Below are 14,504 nucleotides of genomic sequence, written 5' to 3'. Positions count from 1 at the left end.
CCTCCAATTCTCGGGCCTTTCATGACGCAGACGCCAGGCCGCGCGCCCCAAGTCGAGAGAATGTGCACCAATTCCGACGTTTCGCGCCACTTCGAGGGAGAAAAAACTCCATGCAGTCGCACGGTGCTACAATTATGCGGCTTTCAGTAAGGTTTGCGTTGCGTAAAGGAGCTTCCCTTGACTCGTCCCATGACCATGGCGGAGAAGATTCTCGCCGCCCATGCGGGGCTCGACGAGGTGGTGCCCGGCCAGTTGATCGAATGCGATCTCGACCTGGTGCTCGCCAACGACGTCACGGCCCCCATTGCCATCAAGACCGTGCGCGAGATTACCGACTGCGTCTTCGACGCCGATCGCGTGATCCTCGTGCCCGACCACTACGTGCCCAATAAGGACATCAAGAGCGCCGAGCAGGCCAAGATCGTGCGTGATTTCGTGCGCGAGCAGGGCATCTCCCACTACTACGAGGTGGGCTGCATGGGCGTGGAGCACGCGCTTCTGCCCGAGCAGGGCGTCGTGGGCGCGGGCGACCTCATCATCGGCGCCGACAGCCACACCTGCACCTACGGCGCCTTGGGCGCCTTCTCCACGGGCGTGGGCTCTACCGATGCCGGCGTGGGCATGGCCTGCGGCAAGGCCTGGTTCAAGGTGCCCGAGACCATCAAGTTCGTCATTAACGGCGAGCTGGCGCCGGGGGTTACAGGCAAAGACGTCATCCTGCACATCATCGGCATGATCGGCGTGGACGGCGCCCTGTACAAGGCCATGGAGTTCACCGGCAGCGCCATTGCGACCATGCCCATGGACGAGCGCCTGTCCATTTCGAACATGGCCATCGAGGCCGGTGGCAAGGCGGGTCTCATCCCCGTGGACGACGTGACCCGCGCCTATATGGACGGCCGCGTCGAGCGCCCCTATACCGCCTACTACTCCGATGAGGACGCCGAGTTCGCCCAGGTCATCGAGATTGACGCCGCCGACATCGTGCCGACGGTGGCCTTCCCGCACCTGCCGAGCAACACGCGCCCGGTGGCCGAGGCCCGCGACGTGAAGATCGACCAAGCGGTCATCGGCAGTTGCACCAACGGCCGTCTGGACGACATGCGCCAGGCCGCCGCGGTACTCAAGGGACGCACGGTGCACCCGGACGTGCGCTGCATCGTCATCCCGGCTACTCAGCAGGTGTACCAGCAGTGCATCGCCGAGGGGCTCATGGACATCTTCATCAACGCCCACTGCGCGGTGTCCACCCCCACCTGCGGGCCGTGCCTGGGCGGCTACATGGGCATCCTGGCCGCCGGCGAGCGCGCCATCGCCACCACCAACCGCAACTTCGTCGGCCGCATGGGCGACCCCACGAGCGAGGTGTACCTCTCCTCGCCGGCCGTGGCCGCCGCCAGCGCCGTGCTCGGCCACATCGGCCTTCCGGAAGACTTGGAGCCGGTCGCCTGCGCGGCCGAATAGGGAAGGGAAGCCTCATGCAATTCAAGGGAACCGTGCACCGCTACGGCCGCGACATCGACACCGACGTCATCATCCCGGCCCGCTACCTGAACACCTCTGATCCGGCGGAGCTGGCCAAGCACTGCCTGGAGGATCTTGACACGGAATTCGTGAACAACGTGCAACCGGGCGACATCATCGTGGCCGACGAGAACTTCGGCTGCGGAAGCTCGCGGGAGCACGCGCCTATCGCTATCAAGGCGGCCGGGGTGGACGTGGTCATCGCCAAGAGCTTCGCCCGCATCTTCTACCGCAACGCCATCAACACGGGGCTGGCCATCATGGAGTGCCCCGAGGCGGTGGAGGCCATTCGCAACGGCGACGTGGTGAGCGTGGATGCCGACAGCGGCGTCATCGTCGACGAGACCACGGGCGCGACCTTCACGGCCCAGCCCTTCCCGCCGTTCCTCATGGAGATCATCAACGCCGGCGGCCTGGTGCCGCGCTGGCAGAAGAAGCTCGGGAAATAGGAACATTTATTCGTATTATTGGTATGTGAAAGCTGGTATACTAAGGAGGCCGGCAAAGTCCGCTTGCGGGTGGCGCTTCTGAGAGGAGGCGCTTCCTATGGATATATTCCTTGAAATCTTGAATGGCTGCGCAGCCCTTGCCACGGTTGCCGGGCTTTTGCTCGAAGTCTGGAGAGAATATAAGCAACGACGGATGACGAAGGGAGAAAAGGAAAGGACCGGCGGCCACCGGTCCTAACCAATTCGTACTAACCTGCGCCGCCCGCTCCCAGTTAACGACTGACGGGCTTTGCCGGCTTTCTGCATTATAACACGGAGGAAGGAAGAGATGAACACCTATAAGATCTGCCTGCTGCCCGGTGACGGCATCGGTCCGGAGATTATCGCCGAGGGCGTGAAGGTGCTGAACGCCGTGGGCGCGAAGTACGATACGGCCTTCGAGTACGCCGATGCCCTTATCGGCGGCGCGGCCATCGATGTGACCGGCGAGCCTCTGCCGCAGGCCACGCTGGAGGCGGCCCGTGCGTCGGATGCGGTGCTGCTGGCCGCGGTGGGCGGTCCGAAGTGGGACACCACCGACCCGAATGCCCCGCGCCCGGAGCAGGGCCTGCTCGGCATCCGCAAGGAGCTGGGGCTGTACACGAACCTGCGCCCGGTGCAGATCTTCAACGCCCTGGCCGATGCGTCCACCCTACGCCCTGAAATCGTGGACGGCGTGGACATGATGATCGTGCGCGAGCTGACGGGTGGTCTGTACTTCGGCCGTCGCGAGCGCTTCTATGACGAACCGGCCGCCGGAGTGGACGGCGCCCCGGGTCAGCGGGCCTACGACACGCTTGAGTACTCCGAGTACGAGATCGAGCGCATCGCCCGCCAGGCCTTCGAGATCGCCCGCAAGCGTCGGGGTAAGGTGACCAGCGTCGATAAGGCCAACGTGCTGGAGACGAGCCGTCTGTGGCGCGAGATCGTGCACCGCGTGCACGACGAGGCCTACGCCGACGTTCAGCTGGAAGATCTGTTGGTGGACAACACCGCCATGCAGCTTATCAACCGCCCGGCCGACTTCGACGTGGTGGTGACCGAGAACATGTTCGGAGACATCCTCTCCGACGAGGCGGCCCAGATCACGGGCTCGCTCGGCATGCTGGCCAGCGCCAGCTTGGGCGATGGCGTGGCCCTCTACGAGCCGAGTCACGGCAGCGCGCCCGACATCGCCGGCCGCGGCATCGCCAACCCGCTCGCGCAGATTCTCTCGGTGGAGATGATGCTGCGCTACAGCTTCGACATGGCTGATGCGGCCGACGACATCCGCCGCGCCGTGACTGAGGTGCTCGACGAGGGCTGGCGCACCGGCGACATCAAGGACGCCGAGACGCCTGCCGATCACGTGGTCGGCACCGAGCGCATGGGCGACTTGGTGGTGGCGCACCTGTAGCGGTTGCCGGCCACCCTTGCGCGGCGGGCTTTGGCCAATGCGAGGGCGCCTGCGGGCGCCCTTTTTAGTGGGATAGCACGCCAGGTGAAAGGCGAGTCAGATTATCGGGCATGACCTCTCTGCTTGCCGCGGTGCCTCCTGGAGCGAACCTGCGGGTTTTGTGGTCGAACTTGACGCTTGCGCTGCCTTCCCGTTGAATAGCAGGTGAGACATATTCCGAGATTGGAGACGCTTATGACGACGATGAAACTGGCCGTACCCACCATGGGCGAGGCGGGGCTTGAGGCCCAGCGTGCGGGGCATTTCGGCCACTGCGATCGCTTTACCATCGTGACTATCGAGGACGGTAAAGTGCTGTCCGAGACCGGCGTGGTGGAGAATCCGCCCCACGAGTCGGGCGGCTGCCTGCGCCCGGTGGGCCTCTTGGCGGGCGAGGGCGTGGACGCCATCGTGGCCGCGGGCATGGGCGGACGCCCGCTTGCGGGTTTCAACCAGGCGGGCATCACTGTGTACTTCGACAACGTGCACCCACAGGTGGGCGATGCCGCAGCTGCCGTGGCCGCCGGCGAGGCCCCCGTTATGGATCCCTCCCAAGCCTGCCAGCACCACCACTAGGCCACACGACGGTTCAAAAGGCTTTGAAGGGCGGCGCTTCGGTGCCGTCCTTTTCCTTTGCGCCGAGCCTGCTGCAGGTCGCCTTGCTTCTTTACGGTGCGGTAAAGAAGCTCGCGACGGTGAAGTCGTCGAAATCGTCGGTCACGTTGAAGAAGCTCAAGGGCAAGAAGTTCAGCCCCAAGAAGAACTACTACGTCTATGTCGTGGCCAACAAGAAGGTGGGGAAGACTACCTACACGAGCGGCAAGCACTACAGCTACAAGGTGAAGGGCGCGCGCGGCCAGCTTCGCTGGACGTTCGACTAACAGATAGACGTACAACGATCATGCTGGGGCGCGCATCGGTTTCCGGTGCGCGCCTTTTTGGCGCTTGCGTTACAATACCCGGAGCTTATCTGAGAGGGGCGCATGGCGCCCGATGACGACGAAGGACTCGCTATGGCCATTAACGCACCTGAAGGGACGCGCGATCTTCTGCCCGACGAGGCGCTGTTCTGGAACCAGTTCAAGCAGACGGCGGCCGAGGTGTTCGGCACCTATGGTTATCTGCCCATCGACACGCCCATCATGGAGCAGACCGAGCTGTTCGTCCGCGGCATCGGCGAGGCGACCGACGTGGTGTCCAAGGAGATGTTCACGGCCATCTCCGGCGAGAATTTGCGCCGCTGGGTGGAAGAGGGGAAGGCCCCGAAGGCGAAAAGCCGCCTGTCGCTGCGCCCCGAGGGCACGGCTGGCGTGGTGCGCGCCGTGGTGCAGCACGACTTGGTGCCTCAGGGGGCGGCACCCGCGAAGCTCATGTACGCGGGCCCGATGTTTCGCGCCGAGCGTCCGCAGAAGGGCCGCCAGCGCCAGTTCAACCAGGTGGGTGTGGAGTGCCTGGGTGCCGAGGAGCCCACCATCGACGCCGAGGCCATCATCATGCTCATGCGCTTCTACGAGAAGGTGGGCATTCCGCGCGAGTCCATGCGCCTGCTGCTGAACTCCATGGGCTGCGAGCAGTGCCGCCCGGCCTACCGCGAGCAGGTGCGCGCCTACATGGACGCGCATGCCGGCGAGTTGTGCGAGACCTGCCTCACGCGCGCCGAGGTGAACCCGCTGCGGGCCTTCGACTGCAAGAACCCCCAGTGTGCCGCGGTGATGGCCGAGGCGCCGAAGATCACCGACCATCTCTGCGATGACTGTCGCGAGCACTACGGGGCCGTGAAGGCCCTGCTCGACGGCGCGGGCGTGGTCTACGAGGAGGACTACAAGCTCGTGCGCGGGCTCGATTATTACACGCGCACGGTGTTCGAGGTGCAGGTGGACAACGGCATGGGTTCCCAGAACGCCATCGGCGGCGGCGGGCGCTACGACAAGCTGGCCGAGGAAGTGGGCGGACGAGCCACCCCGGGCCTCGGCTTCGCCCTCGGCTTCGAGCGCTGCGTGCTGGCCCTAGAGGCGGCCGGTGTGGAATTCCCCCGCGCCCAGAGGTGCGATCTGTTCGTGGCCTGCGTAGACGACACCGTGCGAGCCCGGGCCTTCGCGCTTGTGCAGGAGTGCCGCGACGCCGGCTTCGTCACCGAGATGGACCACCAGAAGCGCTCCTTGAAGAGCCAGTTCAAGCTGGCCGACAAGCTGGGAGCGGCCCGCGTGGCCGTGCTCGGCCCCGACGAGCTGGATGCGGGCGAGGTGACCCTGCGCGACATGGCCACCCACACCGAGGCCAAGGTGCGCCTGGAGGAGGTCGTCGGCGAGATGAGCCGCGCGATCCTGTAGGAACGGTGCGCGCAGCTTCAACCTTGCGGTTTTCTTTCGGGTATTTGACGGCCTCCGCCTCGGCGGGGGCCGTTCGGGTATAGTGTCACGAAACCTTTGGGCGGGGCAGGGAAAGACCCCGCGTGCGACGGGTTTGCCCGCGGTGCGGCGAGGAGCCGCATTCGGCGGGAGCCCATCAGGAGAGGATGAGATTAGTGGCACAATCTGGTTTGGATGCGCTGCTCGAGGCGCTTCGTCAGTCGGGTATGAACACCGATGGCGTGGAATCGGGATCGGGTGCGAACGCGAACGCCGGCTCCGGTGCTGGCCCGCAGACGCCTGGCAGCGGCCCGGCTTCAGGATCCGGCGCGAATGGCGGCTCCGGCGCCTCGGGCTCGCGCGGCGGCGTGGGCGGTTTCGGGGGCTTCCCGTTCGGGGGCTTCGGCGGATTCGGCGGCGCAGGCAACGGCGGCGGACGTGGCCGGGGCGGCTCGGGTGCGGGCGGCAACGGCGGCAACGGCGGCCCCACGGTTGATTTCGAGTTTCTGGCCAACGACTTTCACCTGCCATCCAAGAAGTGGCTCGCGGTGTTGATTCTGGTGGCCCTGCTCGTTATCGCGGGCGCCTACTGGTGGTTCCACCCGTCCATCAACATTCACTCTACCGACTTCTGGGGCTTTGTCTTCATTGTCATCCTGCTGCCGCTGTTCCTCATCTTCTGGGTGCGCAGCAAGCAGTACAAGACCGGCACCAAGGAAGTGACGAAGAACGAGGGCAAGGCCAAGACCTTCCGCATTCTGTCCTTCGTGCCAGTGGCGGTGGTGGCGCTTGTGGCCATCGGCGCTGTCATGTCCATGGCCATCTTCCCCGGCAATGCCGAGAAGTATTCCAACGTGCTGAAGACCGACACGCTGGAGTTCGCCCAGGACATCAAGGAAGTGAACTACAGCGAGATTCCCGTCATCGACCGCGACTCGGCCATTCTGCTGGGCAACCGCGAGATGGGCTCCATTCCCGAGTACGTGAGCCAGTTCGAGGTGTCGAACCTGTACTCCCAGATCAACTACCAGGGCACGCCGGTGCGCGTGAGCCCCTTGGGTTACGCCGACCTGTTCAAGTGGTTCACCAACCGCGACGGCGGTATTCCGGCCTACGCTCTGGTGAACATGACCACCCAGGACGCGGAGATCGTGCGTTTAGGCGACAACCCCATCTACTACTCCCAGAGCGAGCCTCTGGCCCGCAACATCGACCGCCATGTGCAGCTGAAGTACCCCTTCTACATGTTCGGCGAGAAGTCCTTCGAGATTGACGAAGACGGGCATCCCTGGTGGATCTGCCCTGTGAAGGACTTCACCATCGGACTCTTCGGCGGCGAGACCATCAGCCGCGTGGTGCTGTGCGATGCCACCACGGGCGAGACCCAGGACCTGTCGGTGGAGGAGTGTCCCGAATGGGTCGACCGCGTGTTCCCGGCCGAGCTGCTCATCCAGCAGTACAACTGGTGGGGCGCCTATAACAACGGGTGGCTGAACTCGTTCCTCGGCCAGGAGGGCGTGGTGCGCACCACGCCGGGCACCGACGGCACGCTCGGCTACAACTACATCGCCAAGGACGACGACGTGTGGGTGTACACCGGCGTCACCTCGGCCACGGCCGACAACTCCATCATCGGTTTCGTGTTGGTGAACCAACGCACCCAGGAGTCGCACTTCTACAGCGTGGCTGGCGCCACCGAGGACTCGGCTATGGAATCGGCCGAGGGCCAGGTGCAGAACTTGCGCTACACCTCCACGTTCCCGCTGCTCATCAATGTGGGCAACCAGCCCACGTACTTCATGGCCCTGAAGGACGGCGCGGGCCTGGTGAAGAAGTTCGCCATGATCGACATCCAGCGCTACCAGAACGTGGCCGTGGGCGATACGGTTGCCGACACTCAGAAGGCCTACGAGGCCCTGCTGGCCACCAACGGCGTAGTGACCGAGAGCGACGGCGGCACGGCCACCGACGTGAAGACCGTGAAGGGCACCATTCGCTCGCTCAACCAAGCGGTCATCGAGGGTAACACCCACTTCTATGTGACCCTGGAGGACGAGGACGGCAACATCTTCGACTTCGCGCTGCCGGGCCTGCTGGACATTGTGGGCTATAAGGTGGGCGACGTCATCAACTTCACCTACGTGGAATCGGCGGGCAGTAACGTGAGCCCTGCCTACGAGATCTTGGGCGCCGACGGCAAGGCCCCGGCGACGGAGGATGCCGCAGGTTCGGATGGCAGCGCGGCTGGCGACGCGGGCGCCGAGGGCGCCCCGGCTGACGCAAATACGGATGGCTCGGCAGCTGCGCCGACTCCTGCCGGCGACGAGAACGCCTCTGGCGAGCCCGAGGACGACGTTGTGGAACAGAACGGTGCGGCCCAAACCCCCGCGGAGGTAGCTGCCGGCGACGACACGAAGCAGGCGGCATAGCTCCAGCAGCTTTCACGCTAAGGTTCAAAACGGACGGGACCAATCCCGTCCGTTTTTGTTTCCCCAGTTCAATGCCAAGGTTTATAGAAGGGGTTACAGCTTTAAACTTCTTTTTCCCGCTTGGTCGATGTGCGATTTCGACGCGGCGTTCATAGTGCGTGGTGCAGCGAGGGAGCTGCGGCGGATGGGGCGAGGGAGCCCCTCCGAACCTGAGGCAGCAGCCGCTGCGCCGCGATCCGGGAAGGCCGGGGGCGGAACCCAGAGAGAGGGAAAGGGAGTTCATCATGACCAAGTCCACTATGTCTCGTCGCGACCTGTTCAAGTTCGGTGGCGTAGCCGCCATGGGTGTGGCCGCTGCCGGAGCGCTCGCCGGTTGCGGGCAGCCCAAGCTCGCCGGCACGGGCGACGCCGCCGGTGCGGCCGGGGACGGTTCCACCTACATGGGGCCGAGCTTCCTGAACAAGCCGGCCGAGATCACCGATTTCGCCGAGGAACACACCTACGACGTCGTCGTGGTCGGCGCGGGCGAGTCGGGCCTGGCCGCCATCCACGCCGCCCTTGAGGCCGGCGCCACCGTGGGCGTGCTCCAGAGCCTGTCCATCGTGCAGACCGCCGGCAACATGGGCGCCTCCATCGATCTGACCAAGACGAGCGAGGCCGGCATCAAGGCGGCGCTTTCCTTCATCAACTACAAGAGCGACTACCGCGCCAATATGGGCCAGGTGGAAACCTGGGCCCGCAACTCCCAGGAGGCGCTGGCCTGGTGGGCCGAGGCGGCGGCCAAGGGCGGCAGCGAGTCCAAGCCCTACGACTACGTGGTGAACTGCAACGGCCACGACGTGTACTTCCATGCCAACACCTACTTCCACGACGAGGGCCATCAGAAGGGCGCGCTTGTGATCGGCGAGCAGGTGCAGGAGGAAGGCGCCGAGATCTTCTTCGAGACTCCCTGCGTGCAGCTCTACATGGAGGACGGCCGGGTGGCCGGCGCCATCGGCGAGACCAAGGACGGCGGCCACGTGCTGCTGCGCGCCTCCAAGGGCGTCATCATGGCCGCGGGCGACTACGTGGGCGACTCCGAGATGCTCGAGTTCTACACTCCCGACGCCAAGGGCCTGCACCAGGCCGTGGACTTCCGCAACGGCACGGGCCTCAAGGCCGCCATGTGGGTAGGCGCCCAGATGTGCCCCGCCTCCCACACCAAGATGGTGCACGGCGAGGGCCCGAAGGTGCGCTTCGAGATGCCGTACTTGTTCCTCGACCGCCACGGCAAGCGCTTCATGGACGAGGGCTGCTGCCGCATGGGCTACCTGAACGAGTTCACCAACAAGTACCTGGCCGAGGTCGACTTCGCCGAGTCCACCGCTGTGAAGTTCTTCTCCATCGTGCCGACCAACTGGCAGGAGCACTACGACGCTTGGAAGCCGTTCTCCGACATCTCCATCCACAACGCCTACCGCAACGTCGATCCCGAGGCCTGGATCAAGGGCGACACCTTGGAGGAGCTCGCGGCCAATATGATCGCGTTCGCCGACGAGGAGGGCTGGGCCCACGACTACACCGTGGAGGCCATCGTGGAGTCCATCAGCCACTACAACGAGCTGGTGGCTGCCGGCGAGGGCGATGCCGACTTCGGCAAGCGCGACGAGTACATGGTGCCCATCGAGGCTCCCTGCTACGCCGTGCCGCGCGGCGCCAACAACATCGACGCCTTGGTGGACGGCCTGTGGTGCGACGACAACTTCCAGTGCCTCGACGCCGACATGCAGCCGATCGAGGGCCTGTTCGCCGTGGGCAACGCTTCGGGCCCCTTCTTCGGCAACAGCAACTACCCGATGGACATCGAGGGCCTGTCGGTGGGCCGCGCCATCACCACCGGCTTCGCCACGGGCCGCTACGTGGCGGGTCTGTAAGTCATCCCCGTTTCGCCGCCCCTGTCCCCTCCCCACGGTGCGGCGGAATTCTCCCTCAAAGCCGGCGATCTTCGGGTCGCCGGCTTTGCCATGTATAATCACCTTGGAAAAGGAGGGGTCCCATGACCGAGAAAGCGGAATCGAAGGAAGACCGCCGCGCGCTTCTGCGGGGTGGCCGTCGCTATGTCGTGGCCTACGGGTGCGCCCGGGCCTGGGCCACGCTCACCTTCACGGGGGCGGGCGCCGGTGCCGGAATGCCGGACGCGGTACCGTGGTCGTTCGACCCGCACCTCACCTTCGATGCGGCCTACATCGCCGTGAGCATCCTCATGGTGCTGCTGTTTCGCCGCTTCATTCCCCTCAACGAGAACCGCCTGGTGAAAGTCGTGGCCGCTGCGGGCATGATCGTCGCGTCGTTGCTGTGCACGCTGGCAGTCTGGGTGCCCGATGCGTCCTTTGGACTCGTGGTGGCCGGCTCGCTGGCGGCCGGTGTGGGTTACGGGCTCTTCCTGCTGCTGGCGGCTGAGGTGCTGGCCACCTTCAGCCTGCTGCGCATCTTCCTTTTCCTGGCGGGCGCCATGCTGCTCGGCACCGTCGTCACTTTCTTCTGCCAGGGTATGGGCCTGTGGCAGGCCCAGTGCGCGCTTGTGCTGCTGCCGGTGCTCGCGGTGCTGTACCTGCGCGATGCCTACGCTCACGTGCCCGAGGCCGAGCGCCCCAAACGCGGCGTGCCGAAGTTCTCCTACCCGTGGAAGCTGTTCGTGCTCTACGGCCTGTACGCCTTCGCCTATGGCATGCGCGCCGACCAGCTGGTGGCGGGCGCCGGGCGGCACTCGTCCCTTTCCACGGCCATTATCATGGCGGTGCTGTTCGCGACGGCCTACTTCGCCTCGCGCCGCTTCAACATCGGGCTTCTGTACCGCTCGCCGCTCGTGCTCATGGTGTGCGGCTTCCTGCTCATTCCCGCCGAGAGCCTGTTCGGCTCGGCGGTATCCAGCTACCTTATCGCCATCAGCTACTCGCTCATGTCGTTTCTCGTGATGTTTCTGCTCTACGACATTGCCAAGCGCCTCGGTGTGGCCATTGTGGCGTTTCTGGCCATTAAGAACGCCGAGCAGCTGTTCCAGGTGGCCGGCGGCGAGGTGCCGGGGCTTCTGGCGCTGACGGGCCTTCCCGCATCCACGCAGGACCTGGTCGCAACAGTGGCGGTGAGCGCGCTCATTCTGGCGGCCACGGTGCTGCTGTTCTCCGAGAAGGAGCTGGCGAGCAAGTGGGGCGTGTCCATCCTGGAAGAGGGCGGTCTCGTGCAGCGCACCGAGGAAGAGGAGCGGGTGGGCGAGCGCGTGGAGGAGCTTGCGCGCACCTACCGGCTGAGCCCCCGCGAGGAGGAGGTGCTCGCGCTTCTGGCCGAGGGGAAGACCGGCCGCGTCATCCAGCAGGAGCTGTTCATCGCCGAGGGTACCTTCAAGGCCCACACCCGCCACATTTACGAGAAGATGGGCATCAACTCTCGCAAGGAACTTTTCGGCCTTTTGGGAATTTCCCATTGACAGGAGCGCTCGGCGCATTAAACTGAACAGGCTGCCCAAAGCGGGCGGCAAGAGAACAGATATGTTCCGCTACTTAAGACAGCAGGCACTGAGGCTGTCCGCCCTGGCGAGAACGTTTCGGAAGAAACGGCACTGGCAGGCGCGGGAGCTCGGTTTAATCGCGCAAGCGGCCAGCCGAGGTGGTCGACATTCGCATCCGTGAATTCGTGCGGCCTCCGTCTTATGGGCGGGGGCCGCTTTTGCTTCTCAGGCTTGCGGCCCACCCACCAGGTGCGGAACCCGGAAAGCTTGAGAAGGAGGTGTACGTACAACATGCCCAACGCTCAGAACAAGGAGATGCTTACCAGCATCAAGGAGGATCTCGACGGCGTTTCCGCCATGTGGGTCGTGGACTACCGCGGCCTGACCGTGAAGGAGATGCAGCAGCTGCGTCGCGACATTCGCGAGACCGGTTCGGTGCTGAAGGTCTACAAGAACACGCTGGTTCACCTGGCGCTGTCCGAGGCCGAGCTGCCGACGCTCGACGACATGCTCGCCGGCCCCAGCGCGTTCGTGTTCTCCGGCAACGACGTGGCCGCGTCTGCGAAGGCCCTGAAGACCTTCGCCAAGGCCAACGAGAACCTTGAGATCAAGGGCGGCCTGATGGAAGGCGCTGCCGTGTCGGCCGCGGAGGTGGAGGCTATCGCTTCTCTGCCCTCTCGCGAGCAGCTCATGGCTCAGATCGCCGGTGCCATCTCCGGCGTCGCTCGTGGTCTGGCCACCACCATCAACGGTGTGCCGCGCGGTATGGCCCAGGTCATCAAGGCCGTGGCCGACCAGAAGGAAGCTGCCTAACAGCTCGGGCGGCCTGAGACGGGCCGCGTAGCAACGAAGAAAACTTGGCCGGCACGAAGAGGCGCCGGCCCCCTTTGAAAGGAAACTAACATGGCTGTTACTCGTGAAGAGATCATTGAGGCTCTGAAGGAGATGTCCCTGCTCGAGGCTTCCGAGCTCGTGAAGGACATCGAGGAGACCTTCGGCGTGTCCGCCGCCGCTCCGGTGGCCGTGGCCGCCGCCGCTCCGGCTGAGGGTGGCGCTGCCGCCGAGGAGAAGTCCGACTTCGACGTCATCCTCGAGGGCTTCGGCGACAACAAGATCGCCGTCATCAAGGTTGTCCGCGAGATCACCGGCCTGGGCCTGAAGGAGGCCAAGGAGGTCGTCGAGGGCGCTCCGAAGCCGGTGGCCGAGGGCGTTGCCAAGGACAAGGCCGAGGAGATCAAGGGCAAGCTGGAAGAGGCTGGCGCCGCTGTGACCCTGAAGTAAATTCGCTTTCGCGAACACTTCAACCGCCTTTACGGCTATACGGAACCCCGCTTACGAGCGGGGTTCTTTTTTTTGCGAGAGAAGCTGTTTCGGATGCACTGCGTTGCTGCGATTTTCGCTGTTCTGAGAAGAAAATTGCGGTTTTCGTAATCGAAAATGCCTTACCGTTAGAAACGACGTTAGCCCACCTGGGAAAACGTGGATGTAGAATGCGAAATTACGCTGTCGGACTACGAAAACCGTGATTTTCTTCTCCATTTGGGGGGGTAGGTGAAGCAGCGCGAGAGGCGGTGCGCGAGAAATAGCACGGGAGGGCCTTGGGAAAGTCTGGGCCTTGGAGGATTTGGGAATCTGGAGGGAAACGGAAGCGTGGGGGACCGGGGCCTTGGGGAGTTGGAGCTAGCCGAGCCACGCTTCCAGGGACTCTATGTCGCGGCGGGCCTGGGCCTGACCGGCTTCGTAGGAGCGCACGAGGGCGTCGTAGTCGGTGGTCTTGTTGGTGACCTCCATGGCGTCAGGGTAGAACACCCAGGCCGCACCCGTCTTCTCCAGGTGCTCTATCTCGTCGCAGAGCTCGTTGTAGGGCTGCCACCGGGCGATGGTGCGCTCGGCCACCACGGGGTGCTTGCGGAAGGCGGCACGGAAGAGGCGCTGCTCAAGGGAGCCCATGGGCTTCTTGCGGTAGCCGCGGGGCTGGGTGCGGATGATGCAGAAGCGCTCGAAGCCGTCGGCGCGGGCGGCGTTCAACAGGATGCCCCAGCTCGCTCCCATGCCCCCGTCCACGTAGGTGCGACTCCCGATGGTCGTGGGCGGCATGAAGATGGGCATGGTGGACGACGCGCGCACCATGAGCCCCACGTCGCGGGCCTCTCTCATGTCGGCCTTCGTGAAGGCCACGGTCTCGCCGGTGTCCCAGTCCAAAGCCTCGATGTGCACGTCGGCGGGGTTGGCGTGGAAGGTGTCCCAGTCGAAGCGCATGGGGTCGTCGGCGGGCGCGGTCTCGATAAGCTCCTCGTACAGGTAGGGGCCGTTGAAGTAGCCGTGGCCGGCAAGGAAGCTCTTCCAGCCGCCGAAGCGCGGGTACTGCACCAGCTCCACGAAGCTGGCCCGCGCGCGCACGGCGTCGCGCACGAGGTAGTTCACCGTGTGGCTCGATCCGGCCGAGATACCGTAGACGTGCCCGAAATTGATGTTGCGCGCGAGCAGCTCCACCACCATCGGCGCCGTGTAGCTGTTGCGCATGCCGCCGCCCTCAAAGATGAGCGCCACGTCAGGCTGGTTGATGGCAAGGCTGGCTTGGTCGGCAATCGGCATGTCGCTGCTCCGTTTCGCGGGTTTTGCTCGAGTGTGTCAGCTCCTAGTTTCCCACCTGCGCGGCGGAAATTCCCCGAGAGCTCGATAAAAGGCCCGCAGGCGATGGAGCGAAGCGCCGCCCCCGCGCTGGGGTGCGGTGGATTGGCGCGTCTGATACTGCCGTCGCAGCGCACGGCCGGTGCGGGTGCGCGATGCCGAGGG

At 64.6% G+C, this 14,504-nt stretch carries 12 protein-coding genes; 11 read left to right on the top strand and 1 reads right to left on the bottom strand.

The window, feature by feature from the left end; translation table 11 throughout:
• The first annotated feature begins 177 nt into the window (after window positions 1-177).
• The 11 genes from leuC (at window position 178) to rplL (ending at window position 12,989) form a co-directional block, all read left to right on the top strand.
• Window positions 178-1,464 (top strand): 3-isopropylmalate dehydratase large subunit, encoded by a 1,287-nt coding sequence (gene leuC, locus C811_RS10285; protein WP_016309515.1) that lies wholly within the window; start codon window positions 178-180, stop codon window positions 1,462-1,464.
• A 14-nt stretch (window positions 1,465-1,478) separates the two neighbouring features.
• A complete protein-coding gene (locus C811_RS10280) occupies window positions 1,479-1,973 on the top strand; it encodes a 3-isopropylmalate dehydratase small subunit (protein WP_016309514.1) in 495 nt (164 codons plus the stop codon).
• A 328-nt stretch (window positions 1,974-2,301) separates the two neighbouring features.
• Entirely contained in the window at window positions 2,302-3,408 is a 1,107-nt protein-coding gene (gene leuB / locus C811_RS10275) for a 3-isopropylmalate dehydrogenase (RefSeq protein ID WP_016309513.1), read from the top strand.
• 234 nt (window positions 3,409-3,642) lie between these two features.
• Entirely contained in the window at window positions 3,643-4,023 is a 381-nt protein-coding gene (locus C811_RS10270) for a NifB/NifX family molybdenum-iron cluster-binding protein (protein WP_016309512.1), read from the top strand.
• Between the two features lie 119 nt (window positions 4,024-4,142).
• Window positions 4,143-4,328 carry a hypothetical protein gene (locus C811_RS10265; protein ID WP_156997073.1) on the top strand — a complete coding sequence of 62 codons (186 nt, stop codon included), beginning with the start codon at window positions 4,143-4,145 and terminating at the stop codon, window positions 4,326-4,328.
• Between the two features lie 132 nt (window positions 4,329-4,460).
• Window positions 4,461-5,777 (top strand): histidine--tRNA ligase, encoded by a 1,317-nt coding sequence (gene hisS / locus C811_RS10260; RefSeq protein ID WP_016309510.1) that lies wholly within the window; start codon window positions 4,461-4,463, stop codon window positions 5,775-5,777.
• Window positions 5,778-5,971: 194 nt separating this feature from the next.
• Window positions 5,972-8,224: a Tat pathway signal sequence gene (locus tag C811_RS0103370; RefSeq protein WP_244874319.1), complete on the top strand. Its 2,253-nt coding sequence runs from the start codon at window positions 5,972-5,974 to the stop codon at window positions 8,222-8,224.
• A gap of 284 nt (window positions 8,225-8,508) precedes the next feature.
• Entirely contained in the window at window positions 8,509-10,137 is a 1,629-nt protein-coding gene (locus C811_RS10255) for an FAD-binding protein (RefSeq protein WP_016309508.1), read from the top strand.
• Window positions 10,138-10,259: 122 nt separating this feature from the next.
• Complete coding sequence (locus C811_RS10250; protein WP_016309507.1) at window positions 10,260-11,687, top strand: helix-turn-helix domain-containing protein; 1,428 nt, start codon at window positions 10,260-10,262, stop codon at window positions 11,685-11,687.
• A 312-nt stretch (window positions 11,688-11,999) separates the two neighbouring features.
• Entirely contained in the window at window positions 12,000-12,521 is a 522-nt protein-coding gene (rplJ, locus tag C811_RS10245; protein ID WP_016309506.1) for a 50S ribosomal protein L10, read from the top strand.
• Window positions 12,522-12,611: 90 nt separating this feature from the next.
• Entirely contained in the window at window positions 12,612-12,989 is a 378-nt protein-coding gene (gene rplL, locus C811_RS10240) for a 50S ribosomal protein L7/L12 (RefSeq protein WP_016309505.1), read from the top strand.
• A gap of 399 nt (window positions 12,990-13,388) precedes the next feature.
• Here the strand turns inward: rplL and C811_RS10235 are convergent, their stop codons facing one another.
• A complete protein-coding gene (locus C811_RS10235) occupies window positions 13,389-14,303 on the bottom strand; it encodes a patatin-like phospholipase family protein (RefSeq protein WP_016309504.1) in 915 nt (304 codons plus the stop codon).
• Window positions 14,304-14,504 lie beyond the last annotated feature (201 nt).

Source organism: Adlercreutzia caecimuris B7 (assembly GCF_000403355.2).
GTDB classification, from domain to species: Bacteria; Actinomycetota; Coriobacteriia; order Coriobacteriales; family Eggerthellaceae; genus Adlercreutzia; species Adlercreutzia caecimuris.
This window is presented reverse-complemented; position numbering and strand designations above follow the sequence as displayed.

Bases quoted from the DNA above. Each gene is read 5' to 3' on its own strand.
- C811_RS10280 (WP_016309514.1), top strand. From the start codon at position 1,479: ATGCAATTCAAGGGAACCGTGCACCGCTACGGCCGCGACATCGACACC.
- rplJ (WP_016309506.1), top strand. From the start codon at position 12,000: ATGCCCAACGCTCAGAACAAGGAGATGCTTACCAGCATCAAGGAGGAT.
- C811_RS10250 (WP_016309507.1), top strand. From the start codon at position 10,260: ATGACCGAGAAAGCGGAATCGAAGGAAGACCGCCGCGCGCTTCTGCGG.
- rplL (WP_016309505.1), top strand. From the start codon at position 12,612: ATGGCTGTTACTCGTGAAGAGATCATTGAGGCTCTGAAGGAGATGTCC.
- C811_RS10235 (WP_016309504.1), bottom strand. From the start codon at position 14,303: ATGCCGATTGCCGACCAAGCCAGCCTTGCCATCAACCAGCCTGACGTG.
- C811_RS10270 (WP_016309512.1), top strand. From the start codon at position 3,643: ATGACGACGATGAAACTGGCCGTACCCACCATGGGCGAGGCGGGGCTT.
- leuB (WP_016309513.1), top strand. From the start codon at position 2,302: ATGAACACCTATAAGATCTGCCTGCTGCCCGGTGACGGCATCGGTCCG.
- hisS (WP_016309510.1), top strand. From the start codon at position 4,461: ATGGCCATTAACGCACCTGAAGGGACGCGCGATCTTCTGCCCGACGAG.
- C811_RS10255 (WP_016309508.1), top strand. From the start codon at position 8,509: ATGACCAAGTCCACTATGTCTCGTCGCGACCTGTTCAAGTTCGGTGGC.